This is a genomic window from Azoarcus sp. L1K30, assembly GCF_018122735.1.
Taxonomy (GTDB): domain Bacteria; phylum Pseudomonadota; class Gammaproteobacteria; order Burkholderiales; family Rhodocyclaceae; genus Parazoarcus.
Genome location: NZ_JAGRRD010000001.1, coordinates 673,905 through 688,906, shown reverse-complemented (window position 1 = coordinate 688,906; position 15,002 = coordinate 673,905). Strand labels below are relative to the sequence as shown.

General features: G+C 55.6%; 15 protein-coding genes and 1 pseudogene. 12 read left to right on the top strand and 4 right to left on the bottom strand.

Features of this window, described 5'->3' with window-relative positions; all coding sequences use genetic code 11:
• Positions 1–11: 11 nt before the first annotated feature.
• Positions 12–632, bottom strand: a complete 621-nt coding sequence (locus tag J5J83_RS03120; RefSeq protein WP_212345267.1) for a glutathione S-transferase family protein — start codon at positions 630–632, stop codon at positions 12–14.
• A gap of 206 nt (positions 633–838) precedes the next feature.
• The gene (locus J5J83_RS03115) at positions 839–1,189 is read right to left on the bottom strand and encodes a hypothetical protein (RefSeq protein WP_212345264.1); all 351 of its coding nucleotides are present in this window, start codon (positions 1,187–1,189) and stop codon (positions 839–841) included.
• Between the two features lie 158 nt (positions 1,190–1,347).
• Here J5J83_RS03115 and lysS point away from each other — a divergent pair, with 158 nt between their 5' ends.
• The 9 genes from lysS (at position 1,348) to J5J83_RS03070 (ending at position 10,022) form a co-directional block, all read left to right on the top strand.
• Complete coding sequence (lysS, locus tag J5J83_RS03110; protein ID WP_212345261.1) at positions 1,348–2,850, top strand: lysine--tRNA ligase; 1,503 nt, start codon at positions 1,348–1,350, stop codon at positions 2,848–2,850.
• Positions 2,851–3,254: 404 nt separating this feature from the next.
• Positions 3,255–3,545, top strand: a complete 291-nt coding sequence (locus J5J83_RS03105; protein WP_212345258.1) for a hypothetical protein — start codon at positions 3,255–3,257, stop codon at positions 3,543–3,545.
• A gap of 181 nt (positions 3,546–3,726) precedes the next feature.
• Complete coding sequence (locus J5J83_RS03100; RefSeq protein ID WP_212345255.1) at positions 3,727–4,098, top strand: hypothetical protein; 372 nt, start codon at positions 3,727–3,729, stop codon at positions 4,096–4,098.
• Positions 4,099–4,195: 97 nt separating this feature from the next.
• The gene (locus J5J83_RS03095; protein WP_212345252.1) at positions 4,196–4,738 is read left to right on the top strand and encodes a hypothetical protein; all 543 of its coding nucleotides are present in this window, start codon (positions 4,196–4,198) and stop codon (positions 4,736–4,738) included.
• Between the two features lie 89 nt (positions 4,739–4,827).
• A complete protein-coding gene (locus tag J5J83_RS03090) occupies positions 4,828–5,286 on the top strand; it encodes a hypothetical protein (protein ID WP_212345249.1) in 459 nt (152 codons plus the stop codon).
• Positions 5,279–6,532, top strand: a complete 1,254-nt coding sequence (locus J5J83_RS03085; protein ID WP_212345246.1) for a hypothetical protein — start codon at positions 5,279–5,281, stop codon at positions 6,530–6,532. Before J5J83_RS03090 ends, J5J83_RS03085 begins: the two co-directional genes overlap by 8 nt.
• A gap of 788 nt (positions 6,533–7,320) precedes the next feature.
• Positions 7,321–8,139, top strand: a complete 819-nt coding sequence (locus J5J83_RS03080; RefSeq protein ID WP_212345243.1) for a hypothetical protein — start codon at positions 7,321–7,323, stop codon at positions 8,137–8,139.
• A gap of 80 nt (positions 8,140–8,219) precedes the next feature.
• Positions 8,220–8,891 carry a hypothetical protein gene (locus tag J5J83_RS03075; RefSeq protein ID WP_212345240.1) on the top strand — a complete coding sequence of 224 codons (672 nt, stop codon included), beginning with the start codon at positions 8,220–8,222 and terminating at the stop codon, positions 8,889–8,891.
• 399 nt (positions 8,892–9,290) lie between these two features.
• Positions 9,291–10,022 carry a hypothetical protein gene (locus J5J83_RS03070; protein WP_212345237.1) on the top strand — a complete coding sequence of 244 codons (732 nt, stop codon included), beginning with the start codon at positions 9,291–9,293 and terminating at the stop codon, positions 10,020–10,022.
• A 45-nt stretch (positions 10,023–10,067) separates the two neighbouring features.
• Here J5J83_RS03070 and J5J83_RS03065 read toward each other — a convergent pair.
• Positions 10,068–10,255, bottom strand: a pseudogene (locus J5J83_RS03065) (ISAs1 family transposase); the annotation flags it as partial.
• Positions 10,256–10,558: 303 nt separating this feature from the next.
• Here J5J83_RS03065 and J5J83_RS03060 point away from each other — a divergent pair.
• On the top strand, positions 10,559–11,164 hold the full coding sequence (locus tag J5J83_RS03060; RefSeq protein ID WP_212345232.1) for a pesticin C-terminus-like muramidase: 606 nt from the start codon (positions 10,559–10,561) through the stop codon (positions 11,162–11,164).
• A 178-nt stretch (positions 11,165–11,342) separates the two neighbouring features.
• Complete coding sequence (locus tag J5J83_RS03055; RefSeq protein WP_212345230.1) at positions 11,343–11,969, top strand: hypothetical protein; 627 nt, start codon at positions 11,343–11,345, stop codon at positions 11,967–11,969.
• A 149-nt stretch (positions 11,970–12,118) separates the two neighbouring features.
• On the opposite strand, the gene J5J83_RS03050 is transcribed toward J5J83_RS03055, so the two are convergent.
• A complete protein-coding gene (locus J5J83_RS03050; RefSeq protein ID WP_212345228.1) occupies positions 12,119–13,438 on the bottom strand; it encodes a GGDEF domain-containing protein in 1,320 nt (439 codons plus the stop codon).
• A 454-nt stretch (positions 13,439–13,892) separates the two neighbouring features.
• Here J5J83_RS03050 and J5J83_RS03045 point away from each other — a divergent pair, with 454 nt between their 5' ends.
• Complete coding sequence (locus J5J83_RS03045) at positions 13,893–14,999, top strand: DUF1566 domain-containing protein (protein WP_212345226.1); 1,107 nt, start codon at positions 13,893–13,895, stop codon at positions 14,997–14,999.
• Positions 15,000–15,002 lie beyond the last annotated feature (3 nt).

Sequence of the window (15,002 nt, the reverse complement as noted above, 5' to 3'; positions counted from 1 at the left end):
GTCCCGCCCGACTACACGCGGTAGCCTTCTTCGGCCAGTACCTGGCGCACCGCGGGGCGCGTGAGCATGCGCGCATAGTGCGCAAGACAGTTGGGCGGCAAGGGAATGTCGCTGCGGGTGGCCCAGAACTCGACATAGAACAGCGCCGCATCGGCAATCGAAAAGCGGTCGCCAACAGCAAAATCACGGCCATCGAGCACGGCGTCCATCACCGCGAAGCCCCGCTCGGCGATTTCGCGCCCGCGCGCCTTCACCGCCGCATGCTCGGCCGGATTGGGGGAGAACTTCTCGGTGGTGAAAATCCGCGCAAACCCCTGCCCATGCACCGTTCCCACCGCGTGGCTCATCACCTCCAGCACCCGCGCCTGGCCCTCGGCGTCTTCCGGCAACAAGCCACGTCTGGGCCAGGTCCGCGCCAGCCACCACGCGATGGACAGAAAGTCGGTGAGCGCCGTGCCGTCGTCCCGCACCAGCGTCGGGATCGTCCCCTTGGGGTTGATCGCACGATACGCGGGCGCATCCTGATCGCCCGCGAGCAGATTGACCAGATGCACCTCGAAGACGAGCTCCAGCTCCTCGAGCAGGATGTGAATGCCGGTGGTGCACGATCCGGGGGTCATGTAGAACTTCATCGGTATGTCCTGTGAGCGGGCGCGGCTGGCCCGTGTTTGCACATGCAAGACACGTGCCGCTGAGCTTCAAGGCTCATTCCCATTCAAGGAGGGCTTGGCCAGGGTTTCAGCGAGCATCGCTCGCCCCCACCCGAACAACAATCCGCACATATCCGACAAACCATCCCCACCATGTCGCACAACCGCCCCGTCGCCCCCCACCACGCTCATTCGCCACCGCGCAACACCCCCGCGTCGCGCAGCATCGCCTTGTAGGCCTTCATCACCGGCCGCGAGATCGCCGTCTCCGCCAGCACGCGGTGTTCGTAGATCTCGGTCACCAAGGCCTCTCGTTCGCCATTGCGTGCACGCGCGATCAAGACGTGCATGTCCTCGCCCAGCAGCCTGCCGGCGCGATGGCGCGTGGCGTCATACAGCAGCGGAATCGCGTCCTTGTCGCCCGGCCCCATCTTGCACTTGCCGTCGAGGATCTTCAGCATCACCGTCGTCGTGCAGTCGATGTCCGACGGGGCCGACAGGTGGGCTGCCGCCCATTCGACGATTTCATCCGGTGACATCGCAGCCCCCTATCACGGTGATGGAAGCCCTTTCCGAGCAAAAAATGCGCCACGCAAACCGCGCCGGGCCGGAAAACAGCCCTTTTTGTGCAACGCCGATTTGCTCCCGACTGGCGCGCCTGCGACAATTACGGACTTGATTACATTGCCGATGACACATGTCCGACCAGAACGCACCGCTCAACGCCCAGGACGAAAACCATCTCATCGCCGAACGTCGCGAGAAACTCGCGCAATGGCGTCAGGGTGGCCGCGCCTTTCCCAACGACTTCTCGCGTGAGAACACCGCGGGCAAGCTCGACGAGCTCTACGCCGACAAAGAACCTGAAGCACTCGAGGCAACGCCGGTCGAGGTCAAGGTTGCCGGCCGCGTCATGCTCAAGCGTGTCATGGGCAAGGCCAGCTTCATCACCATCCAGGACCTGTCCGGCCGCATCCAGCTCTACGTGCAGCGCGACGGCGTAGGCGAAGACGTCTATGCCGACTTCAAGCACTGGGACATCGGCGACATCGTCGGCTGCGTCGGCACGCTGTTCAAGACCAAGACCGGCGAACTCACCGTCAAGGCCAGCGAGATCCGCCTGCTCACCAAGAGCCTGCGCCCGCTGCCGGACAAGTTCCACGGCCTCACCGACCAGGAAACCAAGTACCGCCAGCGCTACGTGGACCTGATCATGAGCGAAGAGTCGCGCTTCACCTTCGTCGCGCGCAGCCGCCTGGTGCAGTCGATCCGCAACTACATGACCGGCCACGGCTTCCTCGAAGTGGAAACGCCGATGATGCACCCCATCCCCGGCGGCGCATCAGCCAAGCCCTTCGTCACCCACCACAACGCACTCGACATGGAGCTCTTCCTGCGCATTGCGCCCGAGCTCTATCTCAAGCGCCTGGTGGTCGGCGGCTTCGAGAAGGTGTTCGAGGTCAACCGCAACTTCCGCAACGAAGGCCTGTCGCCGCGGCACAACCCCGAATTCACCATGATGGAGTTCTACGAAGCGTATGCGAACTACCGCACGCTGATGGACTTCACCGAAGGCCTGCTCCGCCATGCCGCGCGCGAAGCGCTGGGCACCGAGACCTTTACCTACCAGGGCCGCGAACTCGACCTGTCCAGGCCCTTCCACCGCCTGACCATCGTCGAAGCCATCCGCAAGTACCACCCCGGCTTCACCCTCGAGCAACTTGCCGACGCCGAGTGGGTCAAGCAGAAGATCAAGGACTTCGGCGAATCGGTCAAACCCGGCGGCATCGGCAGCCTGCAACTGCAGCTGTTCGAAGCCTGTGCCGAAGCCGAGCTGTGGGAGCCGACCTTCATCATCGACTACCCGGTCGAAGTCAGCCCCCTGGCCCGCGCCTCGGACGCCGACCCGGAAATCACCGAGCGCTTCGAACTCTTCATCGTCGGCCGCGAAATCGCCAACGGCTTCTCCGAGCTCAACGACCCCGAAGACCAAGCCGCCCGTTTCCGCGCCCAAGCCAGCGCCAAGGACGCCGGCGACGAAGAAGCCATGTACTACGACGCCGACTACATCCGCGCCCTGGAATTCGGCCTGCCCCCGACAGGCGGCTGCGGCATCGGAATCGACCGCCTGGTGATGCTGCTCACCGACAGCCCGGCGATTCGGGATGTGATTCTTTTCCCGCAAATGCGGGCGGAGTAAGTACTCGGCATCAAACGGCGAGCTCCGCCGCAAACAAAAAACCCGCACGGTCCTGGACCCTGCGGGTTTTTCGTTAGTCGCGACGAGTGTGACAATTCCCATGGACATATGTGATCCGGGTTCGTATGCTGCTGAACATGTCGATGGTTTCACGGCCTCTGTTGTTGCAGGGGATGGTGTCGGGCACTGGACTTGAGCGTTGCCGGGCTTGGTTGCTGCGTAAGACCTCGTACTGACTCGAAGTTCTTCGTAATGCATTGAAAGATATGGAAGTATGACGACTAGCCAAACTGGAATATGCAGCAACAAGATTGGGTACACGCCATGTGAGCTGTCTACAACACGTTGGGGGTTTCATCACTAGCCCGCATCGCCGTTTCATCGTTTCCTACTAAGGAGCCGTTATGCGCCAAGCAATTGTTTCTGCCATCCAGAACAAACAAGTTCTCGCGTTCTCCTACAACGGCATTGCTCGGGTTGTTGAGCCGCACGCAGTTGGCGTATCTACCGCTGGAAATGACGTTCTCCGCTGCTTTCAAGTGCAGGGCGCTCATATCAAGCCTGGTCACGATTGGGACTTGTGCGACCTATCAAAGATAGTCGGGCTAAAACCTACCGGAGCCATGTTCGTAGCCGCAAGACCTGGTTACAGAAGAGGCGATAAAGGCATGGTGCATATTTACGCCGAACTTTGAGTTCGTAACCACAATCACAAGGCCCGTGAAGCTCTGGCATCCCTTTGTTATTTGTGGAGCAATCGCTTGTGTGCATATTCATACGTCGCCCCCAACCCGGCGCTCAACCTCGCTCCCTTCGGTCGCTGGACTCACGGGCGATGAACCAGCCCGTGAGCCGGTTAGCTCTACGTTGGGCGTCATGAGCTCCACCCGGCGATATATTCTTATTGGAGTTGTCTTTTCTTCTGGTATCGCGGTGGGGGCGCTTTCCATGTTCGCCGCTAGCCAACGCTACGCTGAGCATGTTGCAGTAAGTGAGCTTGGTGCTGATCTGGCAGTCAGTCTAGAGACACTTAAGTACATACGCGCCGGATCGCACGACCGTGCAGCAGAGCTTCTTGAGTCGGTCCTTGACGGACATCTGGTTCTTGTCGGTTCATACGAGAACGCAGCCGATAGGCAAGAAATCCGGCGTACTCTTAGCGCGGTGCGTAACTACCGATCGGCATTTCCTCGTCAACGCGGCAATCCTGCTGTTCGCGCTGAGGTTTCGAAGGTACTTGCAAAATGAATCAACGGTTTTCGCTCAACAATGCGCTCCAGCCGACCTGCAGAAAGCGGGGCTTTTTGCTGTCGGCTGAGCTTGGTCGTTAAGCCCCCAATAGCCTATGAATGACTTCTGGACAGCCTTCTCCGCACTTGCTGCGATATTCACAATCGTCGGGGGAGCTTACGCATTTGGCAAGAACAACGGATACAGGCAAGCGACTCTGGCTTTAAACAACGAGCGGGAGTCCAAACGATTTGTAGAGATTTACGCGCCGCTAATGGGATTGTTTACAACCTGCCACATAACGACTGTCAGTGCACGTGGCGCACCTTATCTTCGACAGCGAATTCGAAACTCTATCGAGTGCTTGCTTGATCGGAAGCCGTTGCAAGCACTTAAGGCTCTCGTTGACAAGCAAGACCAAGGTGTCTCAGGTGAGGTTGAATACGGGGGAACTTTCCCGCTGCCAGAAATTACACAACGCCTAAAGGGTAGGGAGCGCTTTGCAGATCAGGAGCTTGTTAACTTAGTTGCGCGAGCCAATCGTGCGCAATATGAAGATCAACCAAGCGACAGCGACCTTACTGATGCTGATATTTTGTTGTTCAACCATATTTGTCGTGAACATGAAAAGCTCGTTAGGCGTTTCGTTGGGGCATAACCCGGCGCCCAACCTCGCTCCCTCCGGTCGCTGGACGCTGCGCGATAAAGCCGCGCAGCGCCGGTTAGCTCTACGTTGGGCGTAATCACATGACACATCACCCGCAATTGGATCAACTTGCCGGAAAGCTATTTCATGTCTTCTCACGGACAGAATATGCACTGAAGGCAGCGGGGTACAACAACGGGGATGGGGCGGCAGAGGCCAATTGGAGAAATTTCGCCCTTGCAGTTGAAGAGATAATCGCCAATCCAACAACGCAAGAGTTGCAAGACGCCATTGGTTTCTTCCTCAGTGTGCCACCGAAAAAGCAAGTCATTGTTGGTGGAGTCATTCAGTGGGAGGTTTCAGAGCCTGGAACCAACTCCCAAGCTGACAAACTTCTCATTTATGTTCGCCGCGTACGAAACAATCTTTTTCATGGTGGGAAGTTTAACGGGCATTGGTTTGCGCCGGAGCGCAGTGAGCCTTTATTACGTCACAGTCTCACCATTCTCACGGCTTGCGTTGAGTTCGTGCCCGCTGTACGGGAGGCTTACCATGGGTAGCACACCCAACAAATCATTCCAGCGAACCGTCAAAAAGCGGCGTTTTTTTCGTCCGCTGAATTTAGTCGCTAACGCAATTTCCACACAAGGGGAGCCAATGTTTCGTTGGGAGCGGAGACTAAAGGACTTGGCACAGATACTTAAGCAGTGCGAGGGAAACTATTTCGAACCTGAACTGTTCAGGATGAACACCAATCAGTTCCTCCAGACGGCTCGCACCGTGACTTTCATAATCCAAAAGCACAAGGCGGAAATCCACGGGTTCGAGCAGTGGTACAAATCCAATGTAGTAGATGCATGGGCATCGGACGAGCTCATGAGTTGGGCCAAGGACTCTCGGAATGCAATTGAAAAGGAAGGCGATCTGGATATGTACAGCTCACTTTCCGCATCGCTGTTCTTTTCCTACATCGAAGAAGATGACCTAACAATCCCATGCGGCCACGAAGAACTAATTGGTGCCGGCGTGAAACGCTTAACCCGCTTGGCTCGCAGAGTGCTTCCCACTGCGGTGTCGGATGGTGCGGTCGTGAAGGTGGAACGCCGATGGGTGGCGAACTCGCTGCCAGAGTGGGAGCTCTTGCATGCACTAACATACATTTATGTGAGGCACTTTGAGTGCTGTCGAAAGCTCGCGCAACACCTCGGCGGAGTCATTTGCCATACAATCCGAAACCCCACGGATACTCATGGCCTTGCAAGCGAGTCCAGAGAAATTGTCTATTTCAAGCTCAATTCGCCCTTTGCTCACAAACTAAGGCACACATCAGTCAAGCTAAATCGCAATATATCGGATGCCTCCATCCTCAAAGAGATTACTAAGCGACGGCGTCCGCCAACATCTCTAGATGCTAATGTGGAACTGTTTTCGGAATACGCACAAGCCGTGTTCGCACGCGACGGATATCATATCCCGATTTTGTTTGCCTTTGATGAAGACTGGCGGATGGTGGATTTTGTTCCAACGAAGTTCGCTGATCACGCAGACAAGTACATCTTCTTCCGCTACATTGCAGACAGAGCCGCGGACCTGAGGGCATCCTCAATTATCTGGGTTTCGGAAGCATGGCTGCGAAACACGGAGAATTTTGGCACAATCCCGATTCGCCATCTTCCTGTCGTGGGCGAAGGCCTAGAAGTCCTTGGTATGGACAAGGATGGTGAGATCAGGAAAGTAACGTGGATGAGCTGCCCCACGAATTTCGTCTTCCAACGTAGTCGTCGTACGATCGAAATGGCAGCATAAGGACGACCGCTTGGAAGGCGGAAAACGTAGGGCACTTCAGTTATGCTGACGCCGAGAATTACAAGCGCCGTGAAAACAAGGATCTGTTGAATCGCGTATTCATTCGAGATGCACACTTGGACGAGCTATGCACGCCAAATGTTTCGTTTTTGATTGGAGAAAAGGGAACTGGCAAGACCGCCTATTCTATTTATCTTTCCAACAACAACTACAAAAACACGTCGGCCAGCATTAGATACGTAAGAGAAACTGAATATCAGAAATTCATTTCACTCAAAAGAGAGAAGCACTTATCTCTCTCCGATTTTTCAAGCATCTGGAAAGTAATAATTTAATTATTAATTGCAAAACAAGTTCAGAACAAGGAAGGCATCGTTTCGCAACTATTTAATTACACTAAGTTCTCTGCACTCAATGCGGCAATTGATGAATACTACCTTAGCGCATTCTCTCCAGAAATAATTCAGGCACTTAGCTTTGTTCAAGAATCAAAACTTGCAGCCGAACTACTACACAAACATGCTGCACTCAAAAGTGAAGACACAAATTCGATTGCATTTTCAGAGAGTCGATTTCAGATAAATTTATTCTATATTCAAAAGCAGTTTGAAGAAGCACTCTCCCAAATTCGACTAGCACAGAATCACATTCTGTTTATCGACGGAATTGACATCCGACCGTCTTCCATACCCTACGAAGAGTACCTTGACTGCATAAAGGGACTCGCTAATGCAATATGGGAGATTAACAACGACTTTTTTCCTTCGATAAAAGGTGGAAAAGGCCGCATGCGAGTGGTTCTGCTAATTCGCCCAGACATATTTGAGTCAATTGGATTGCAGAATCAAAATACAAAGATACGCGACAACTCGGTCTTCCTGGACTGGAGAACTGAATACAACGCTCATCGCCATTCGCAACTTTTTGAAGTCGTCGATCACATGCTAGGTGTTCAACAGGATCCACCATCGGCAAGGGGAAATGCTTGGGACCACTATTTCCCCTGGAACTCTCCTAACGTCTTCGAGCAATACTCGACACCAACTTCGTTCATAAACTTCCTACGTTGGTCTTATTACCGGCCTCGTGACATCGTCACGATGCTTGAACTGCTGAAGGCCAACGTAAACGGCGCTCAAGCCAAAGACAGTTTCTCACTGAATGATTTCGAAAATCCCCACTTTCAGCGTGAGTACTCGAATTACCTCTTAGGAGAGGTCAAGGATCACCTTTCTTTCTACTACGGAGCTGACCAGTACGATATTTTTTTGAAGTTCTTTGAGTATCTTGCTGGCAAAGACTCATTTAAGTACGAATTCTATCTTTCCGCTTTCGAAAAACTTCAAGAGCACATTCGGTCTATCTCTGCTGTAAATCCAAAATTCATGTCCACTGCAAACGATTTTCTGCAGTTTCTCTTCGATCTGAACGTAATTTGCTATATCGAACAAACGGAAGATAACAAACCATTTATTCACTGGTGCTTTCGGGATAGAAGCTATGCAAACATATCGCCAAAAGTAAAAACTGGCGTTGAGTATCAAGTATTCTACGGTTTGGCGAAGGCGCTAAATGTTGGCAAGGAGTTCAAGAAGAAGCGGGTATAGCAGACCATTCAAACAGACCGCTAAGAAGCTGCGATTTTTGGCGGTCGCTGAATTTCGACGTTAAATCGCAGGGGAGATTCATGACAACTGACAAGCTCGAACCACCAAAGATGACTAAAGGTGATGCTGCACATGCAATCACCAAGGCAGGGTTATCTGCAATACCCGTCGTTGGCGGACCCGCTGTTGAACGCTTTCAACATCTTGTACAACCGCCGCTAGAACGTCGGCGTGATGAGTGGATGGTTGCAGTGGGCGAAAAGCTCCAAGAACTAGAGAACAAGGGTATCGATATCGAGGCCCTCGGCAAAAAAGACAATTTCATTTCTGCCGTCATGCATGCATCACAAATTGCGCTACGCTCACACCAAGAGGAAAAGCGGGAGGCCCTTAGAAATGCTGTGTTTAATGTTGCGTCCGGCCAATCACCCGGGGAGGCATTGGAGCACATGTTCTTTGAGTGGGTCGACTCACTATCGGTCTTGCATCTTCAAATACTCAAGTTATTCCAGAACCCCACTCCGCCGCCAGGTATGAGTATGGGTGGCCTAAGCAGTGTGCTTGAACACAACATGCCTCACCTCAAGGGCCACAACCAGATTTACAGCCAAGTATGGAAGGATCTCTATTCGCGTGGGTTGGTTAACACCGAAGGCATGAACACAACCATAAGTGGCCAAGGCCTGCTAGCAAAACGAACCACTGAGATTGGTGATGCATTTCTGCGCTTTATATCCGAGCCTGCGCTCTAACATGTTTTATATGAACTCCCCCTTATATCAAGACAGATCGTATTTTGACTAGCCGGGGCGAATCACCTGAAGTCGTGTATCCGGCATCTGTGGTAGGTTCTGAATGACCCATGCTGACATGGAATCTGCTCGCGGTGCGCCAATCGTGACAAGCGGCTGCTGGAGAGCCGAGAGTAGGTCCTGGACCTGGTCTTGCATTCCAAGGCGCCCAATCTAGACTGAGCTCATGATCCCCATGCGTGCATCAATCCACCCCTGATGCCAACTCATGCGAAACCATTCGCGATGACACAACATGGACACCCCGACGGGCGGTGACTCGAACGAGACGCATCCCTGCACCGCCCAAACCCGTGACCCGATCGTCACTGGATTCTGGAGCCAATGCCAGGAGGGCAAATGAACGACATGTCGGGCGGTACCGAAAAGCAGTCGCTTCTATCTGCGGGGAAAGATCTGGTTTCGCTTCTCCGTGACACGCTCCTGCTGTCATTGGGCATTCTTCTGATCATCTTTCCCGCTACTTTCAACAGCATTCTGGTTGGCGCCGGCTTTGAAGAGGGAAGCGTTGTCGGCTTCAAGTGGAAATCCCGCCTCGTAGAAGCCGATCAGGCCTTGAAGGATGCGCGTGCAAGCATTGCCGACCTGACGATTCAAAATGCGAAACTGTCGGAAGCGCTGGTTGAAGCACAGAAGAAAATCAATGACCCTTCAGACAAAGAGAGACTCGCCAAGCTTCAGGAAGAGAACAGCAGACTTCAGGTCACCTCCGAAAAGATTGAAGCGAGTGTGCAAGCCACGATTACATCGAATGCATCGCTGGTAGAGAAGGCGCAGTTGTCCATCGGGGAGACCAGCCAATGGGGTGTTGTTTATGGCGGAGATACGACCCTTTCGGCTGCCCAGTTCGAGACTGGCACAATCGCCCGAAAACTCGGCCTTGCAAACGTGGGCATCTACCTTCGCCAGGGCTCCTACCGCAGCGTGGCACTCGCCTCCAGCAGGGCAGAAGCAGAACAACTACTCTACTCGGCCAGGACTCGACGCGGTGATGCCTACATCGTCGATATGGCCAGATGGTGCCCGAGACAGGTCCAGAGGCCAGACCACCATGAATGCTTGAACCCATAGGCAGGCGCCTATGGACCATTCAGGGCGGCAGACGATGCGCATTCATCATTCGTCGTCCTCATCCTCGTCGCCCTCTTCAGGTCTTTCAAAGTCCACCAACACCGCCCGAAGCTCGTCCGATGCCCCTGCCGGCAGTCGCTTTGTCCTGATGCTGGCCTTGAGCGAGGTATCGAGGCGGATGAGGTTGAGGCCATGTGCCGTACCAACGCCAGGCTGTGGCCGACGTGGTGTATTCAGGCGCCATCTTATGCTCATGCCGTGATCTACATACTGGCCCGACTATCTGGCCTTCTCAGGGGGATCAGCATCCACTGTTCGCTGTGCTCAGATTTCGGGGAGCACCTCGGTCTTTCTCGGCACTGCCATAGCCATACGCAACCCGCGCACCCCTCACTCCAACAACACCATTCGCATATGCTATACAATTCTTCCCCTCATCTTGATCCATCGGCGATTCAGGAAGAATGAGCATATGGTCGAGACTGGACCGAACGGACCACGCCGAGTGATTGGAAAACTGGACTAGGAACCAACGCATGCTTACAGCTACAGAAAAGCAGGACCTTCGCATCAGGCTCGAAAAGTACGAAGGCAAGATCAGTCACATGTATCTGGATTCCAATGGCTTTGTGACTGTCGGAGTGGGTCATTTGGTGAGTAGCCTTGCAGAGGCGCAAAGTCTGCCGTTCAAGACGGAAAAGAGCATGCCCGCCAGCGCAGCTGATATAAAATCAGACTACGAGTCTGTAAAGAAGCAGCCTTCCAATCGCCTCTCTTCATACTATAAGAGCCACACCAAGCTCGTTCTTCAAGATGCCGAAATCGACAGCCTGACCAATCAACACATTGACTCCTTTGAAAAGGAGTTGAAGCTGATATATAACGGATTTGACACCATGCCATCGGAAGTAAAACTGGCGCTGCTCGATTTGATTTTCAACATTGGCATGCAAAAATTGAAGAACAATTGGCCCACATTCAATGCTGCAATCAAAGCGAAGGACTGGCAAAAGGCGGCGGACAACTCGAGCCGTACTTCGCCGATATCTGCCGAGCGCAACAAATATGTCAAGGATCTGTTGGAGAAAGCCGCCAAGGCAGAAAAGAACAGACAAGCCAGCGCCAGTTTGACAAATCCGTGAATCTCAAGATGAGAGCAAGGTAATGGTAAAGCACAATACGCTCATCTCCAGTCTCATAGCCGTAATCGGATACCTGTGCTTGACGATCGGCTTGATCGGTTGCTCTGATACCAGGACGCATGAAAAATCCGCAACGAGTGAGGCCTCCATACCCGTTGAATGGACGACAGAATTGAACATGGCGAACCTGCTGCTGGAAAAATCGGCAGTCGCATCACAGAGAGACTTATCCAGGCTGTTATCGGAACGCTGGTACGCAAGCATTGACATTGACACCGGAAAGACCGAAGAAGGAAATAGCATCAATAATTGCAACGACCTCTTTTCGATTTGGAAATCCGATCTTCACGCACAGCGCGAATCGGAGAATAACGCGTTTCTGGAAATCAAAGTCATGTGCCTGGCTACGCGTCTACTGGCCGAGGCCAAGCCGGCTCAACGTTCGCGTATTCCAGCCAGCCCGCTAGATGCTGCCCTGCCAGATCACGCACCCAAGGCGTTCGCCATGATCACTTCTCAAACCGAGTGGCAGGACATTCAACGCGACCCCAACGTTGCGCACTGGGGGGATGTTTACCCGATCACGAGAATTGATAAAGAATCTGAATTTAGAACCGCTTTCTATTCCGACGGGGGAGTACAGACCTTGGCAATCCTTGGGCACGGCGATATCAACGGGGACAGCTGGGACGACATTCTGGTTGCCATCAAAGACACAGTGGAAGGCGGGGACTATTTCAACTTGCGTTTATTTGTTTTGAGCATGACAGCGCAGGGGCAATGGGAAGTGGTGGCGGAGTATTAGCCATTGTGTGGCCGTTGACAGGCAGTTAAAAAACCCGAAAGTCATCCATCTGTCCTTCGCTTCGCCGTGCCCTGCTGCGTGCGCGGCCATCAAGCGCTATCGATCAGCCCCACAATTCGGCTCGCTCCGATCCCTCGCTCCACCGCAATTCACTCCGGCACAGCCACATCCGCCTGCACAACGCAATTCACCACACCGGGCTCGACCCGGTTTCTGCCATTGTCCTTGGCGCGATAGAGCTGGTCATCTGCCTCGCTGAGCATCGCGCTGAGTGAGCCCAGGGCGAGGTTGTCGCACAGACCGATGCTGAGGGTGACTTTCAAGCCGGGGGCGAGATCTTCCCAGGGCTCGTTCTCGACCATCCTGCGCAGTGTTTCGCAGCGCTCGCGCGCTTGGGCGAGCGAGCTCTCGGCGAAGATGGCGGCAAACTCCTCGCCGCCGTAGCGGGCGACCAGATCGCTGCTGCGGACGTTGTTTTCCAGGATCTGGGCGACGCGTTTCAGGACCTCGTCGCCGGTGCCGTGGGAATACTGGTCATTGATCCGCTTGAAGTGATCGAGATCGGTCAGCATGACGCACATCGGCCGGTGGTGGCGGACGGTGTGGGCGTACATGGTTTGCCCCTGCTCGTCGAGATACCGCCGGTTGTGCAGTGCCGTCAGGTGGTCGCGCCGGGCTTGTTCGCGCAGTTGTTCGGATTGGGCGAGGATTGTTTCGTTGGACGTGCGCAGTTCGCGGTGGGCGTCGCTCAACGACTGTCCCATATGGTTGAAGGCTTCGGCCAGTTGGCCGATTTCGTCTTTGGAGCGCACCGGCAGCGATTCGGGCAACTCGCCGTCCGTGCGCAGGCCGCGGATGGCCTTGGTCAGTTCGCCAAGGCTTGCGGCCAGTCGGTTGCCGAAGACGAACCCGAAAGCAGCGGCGACAACGACGGCGACGGCAAGTCCGACGAACAGCGCGCGCCGCATCAAGCCGAGGTAGATTCTGTCGTCAGCCGACAATTCGGCCCTGCCCAAAGGGATGGCGTAAAGCGCAACCTTGCCGTCGATCTTGATCGGATAGGCGTTTTTTCGCCATTCCGGCGGCGCGATCTGGCCGCGCGCAACGCCTTCGGCAGCCTGGATGACGCGGCCGTCGGCATGGATCAGCGTGAACTTGAACGGCGGCCGTCGGCGGCGGGGCGATCCGGGACGCTCGTCATCGGGCTGCTCGGCAGCAGAAAGAGGCGCGCGCGGCAGATGACGTTGTCTGACAAAGTCCGGAAAGGCATAAACACGTTCAGCCGCCTCCCAAGAACCGAATTGCGTCACATAGGCTTCCACGTCGCCGCGAAAGTTTTTGAATGCCTTCTCCTCGACCGATGCCTGAAAGTCGCGCATCAACATCCACCATGCGGCACCGCCGACGGCGCTGGCGGAGACCAGGCCGACCAGCAGAAAGCTCAGGCCGAGCTTCAAGCGCAGAGTCATGCGTGCCATTGGGTGAGGTTTAGGTGGCTGAAGGGGCGATATCATAGCTGCCAATTCGACGACAGACTCGATCACCGACTCGACCACCGAGTCGATCACCGACCAAAAGACGATGCGAAACCTTGTACTGTTTGCCGCTCTGAATGTCTTTGCGACCTTGCTCCATGCCCAGATGCCTGGCCCTGGCGGGCGCCCTGGACGGGGCCCGGGCGATGGCGGCCCGCCAGCGGCAGCGTTTGATGCCTGTGCCGGGCGCCAACTCTCCGCAGCGTGCGCGTTTCAGGCGCCACACGGCACGGTGGAGGGGGTGTGCCGGATCATGCGCGAAGGCCGAGCGGTTTGCGTGCCCGAGGGGCACGGCGCCCCGCCGGGGCGGCCCGCTGGCAACGCGCCGGAAAACCAGTCGCCCCCACCTCCTCCGCAAACCCCACCGGGAATCGACTCGGGGCCGCGGTTGGGCACGGGACCGTCGTCGTTCAGCGCCGATATTGCCGGTGCCAACCCGAGCGCACGCCCTGTCGGCGGCAAGATTCCAGATACGCGGCAGGGCAGCTGTTTCGACGAAGAGCGCAAGATGGCCTGTGCCGCTCCGGGACAGACCTACTATGGACAGGATGCCGACTACGCCGGCGCGACGCCGAGCTATCGGGACAATCGGGACGGCAGCATCAGCGACCTGGTCACCGGCCTGACCTGGGAAAAGGCGCACCACGATGCTCGCCTGGACTATTACGCCGCTGAGAGCGCGTGTCGTCAGCTGACCATCGGCGGCCACAACGATTGGCGCCTGCCTGACATCAAGGAACTGTTCTCGCTGGCCGATTTTCGCGGTGCGCAGGGGCGGCGGGGCTACATCGACGATATTTTCGATTTTCGTGCGCCAGGCAGCGAAGTGCTCGAGGGCGACCGGTATGCCGCCAGCCATCGGCCACAGATGATGGGACAGACCTGGTCGGCTACGAAATACACCGGAACACATTTTGGCCGACCGGGGGTTGAAGCAGCCTTTTTCTTCAATTTCCTCGATGGCCATATCAAGCAGGCACCGACCAAGGGCAACAGCAAGCTGTTCTACCGCTGCGTACGCGGCCCGCGCTGGGGGCAGAATCAATTCACCGATGGCGGTGATGGAACGGTCGACGATCTCGCATCCGCATTGACGTGGCAGAAGCGGGACGATGGCGTGAGCCGGACCTGGCCCGAGGCACTGGCCTACTGTCAGCGCCTGGACCTGGCCGGAAAACGCGACTGGCGGCTGCCCAACGTCAAGGAGTTGCAGAGCATCGTCGACTATCGCCAGCATGCGCCGGCGCTCGATCAACGCTATCTGCAGGTGAGCGACCCGCGTGGCTGGTTCTGGAGCAGCACGACCCATGGCGACGACATCCGGCAGGCCGATTACGTCTGCTTCGGCGCGTGCACCGACGTGGACGGGCTTGACGTGCATGGTGCCGGCGCGCAACGCAGCGACCCCAAGCGGGGTGCGCCGGCCTCGCTACGCGGCCAAGGCGGACAGCGCGATGAGATCCGGGGCCGGAACTACGTTCGTTGCGTGCGATAGGCT

What these genes read in the sequence shown, in the direction of transcription:
- J5J83_RS03120 (WP_212345267.1), bottom strand. Translation starts at nt 632, where the DNA reads ATGAAGTTCTACATGACCCCCGGATCGTGCACCACCGGCATTCACATC.
- J5J83_RS03115 (WP_212345264.1), bottom strand. Translation starts at nt 1,189, where the DNA reads ATGTCACCGGATGAAATCGTCGAATGGGCGGCAGCCCACCTGTCGGCC.
- lysS (WP_212345261.1), top strand. Translation starts at nt 1,348, where the DNA reads ATGTCCGACCAGAACGCACCGCTCAACGCCCAGGACGAAAACCATCTC.
- J5J83_RS03105 (WP_212345258.1), top strand. Translation starts at nt 3,255, where the DNA reads ATGCGCCAAGCAATTGTTTCTGCCATCCAGAACAAACAAGTTCTCGCG.
- J5J83_RS03100 (WP_212345255.1), top strand. Translation starts at nt 3,727, where the DNA reads ATGAGCTCCACCCGGCGATATATTCTTATTGGAGTTGTCTTTTCTTCT.
- J5J83_RS03095 (WP_212345252.1), top strand. Translation starts at nt 4,196, where the DNA reads ATGAATGACTTCTGGACAGCCTTCTCCGCACTTGCTGCGATATTCACA.
- J5J83_RS03090 (WP_212345249.1), top strand. Translation starts at nt 4,828, where the DNA reads ATGACACATCACCCGCAATTGGATCAACTTGCCGGAAAGCTATTTCAT.
- J5J83_RS03085 (WP_212345246.1), top strand. Translation starts at nt 5,279, where the DNA reads ATGGGTAGCACACCCAACAAATCATTCCAGCGAACCGTCAAAAAGCGG.
- J5J83_RS03080 (WP_212345243.1), top strand. Translation starts at nt 7,321, where the DNA reads ATGCGAGTGGTTCTGCTAATTCGCCCAGACATATTTGAGTCAATTGGA.
- J5J83_RS03075 (WP_212345240.1), top strand. Translation starts at nt 8,220, where the DNA reads ATGACAACTGACAAGCTCGAACCACCAAAGATGACTAAAGGTGATGCT.
- J5J83_RS03070 (WP_212345237.1), top strand. Translation starts at nt 9,291, where the DNA reads ATGAACGACATGTCGGGCGGTACCGAAAAGCAGTCGCTTCTATCTGCG.
- J5J83_RS03060 (WP_212345232.1), top strand. Translation starts at nt 10,559, where the DNA reads ATGCTTACAGCTACAGAAAAGCAGGACCTTCGCATCAGGCTCGAAAAG.
- J5J83_RS03055 (WP_212345230.1), top strand. Translation starts at nt 11,343, where the DNA reads ATGGCGAACCTGCTGCTGGAAAAATCGGCAGTCGCATCACAGAGAGAC.
- J5J83_RS03050 (WP_212345228.1), bottom strand. Translation starts at nt 13,438, where the DNA reads ATGACTCTGCGCTTGAAGCTCGGCCTGAGCTTTCTGCTGGTCGGCCTG.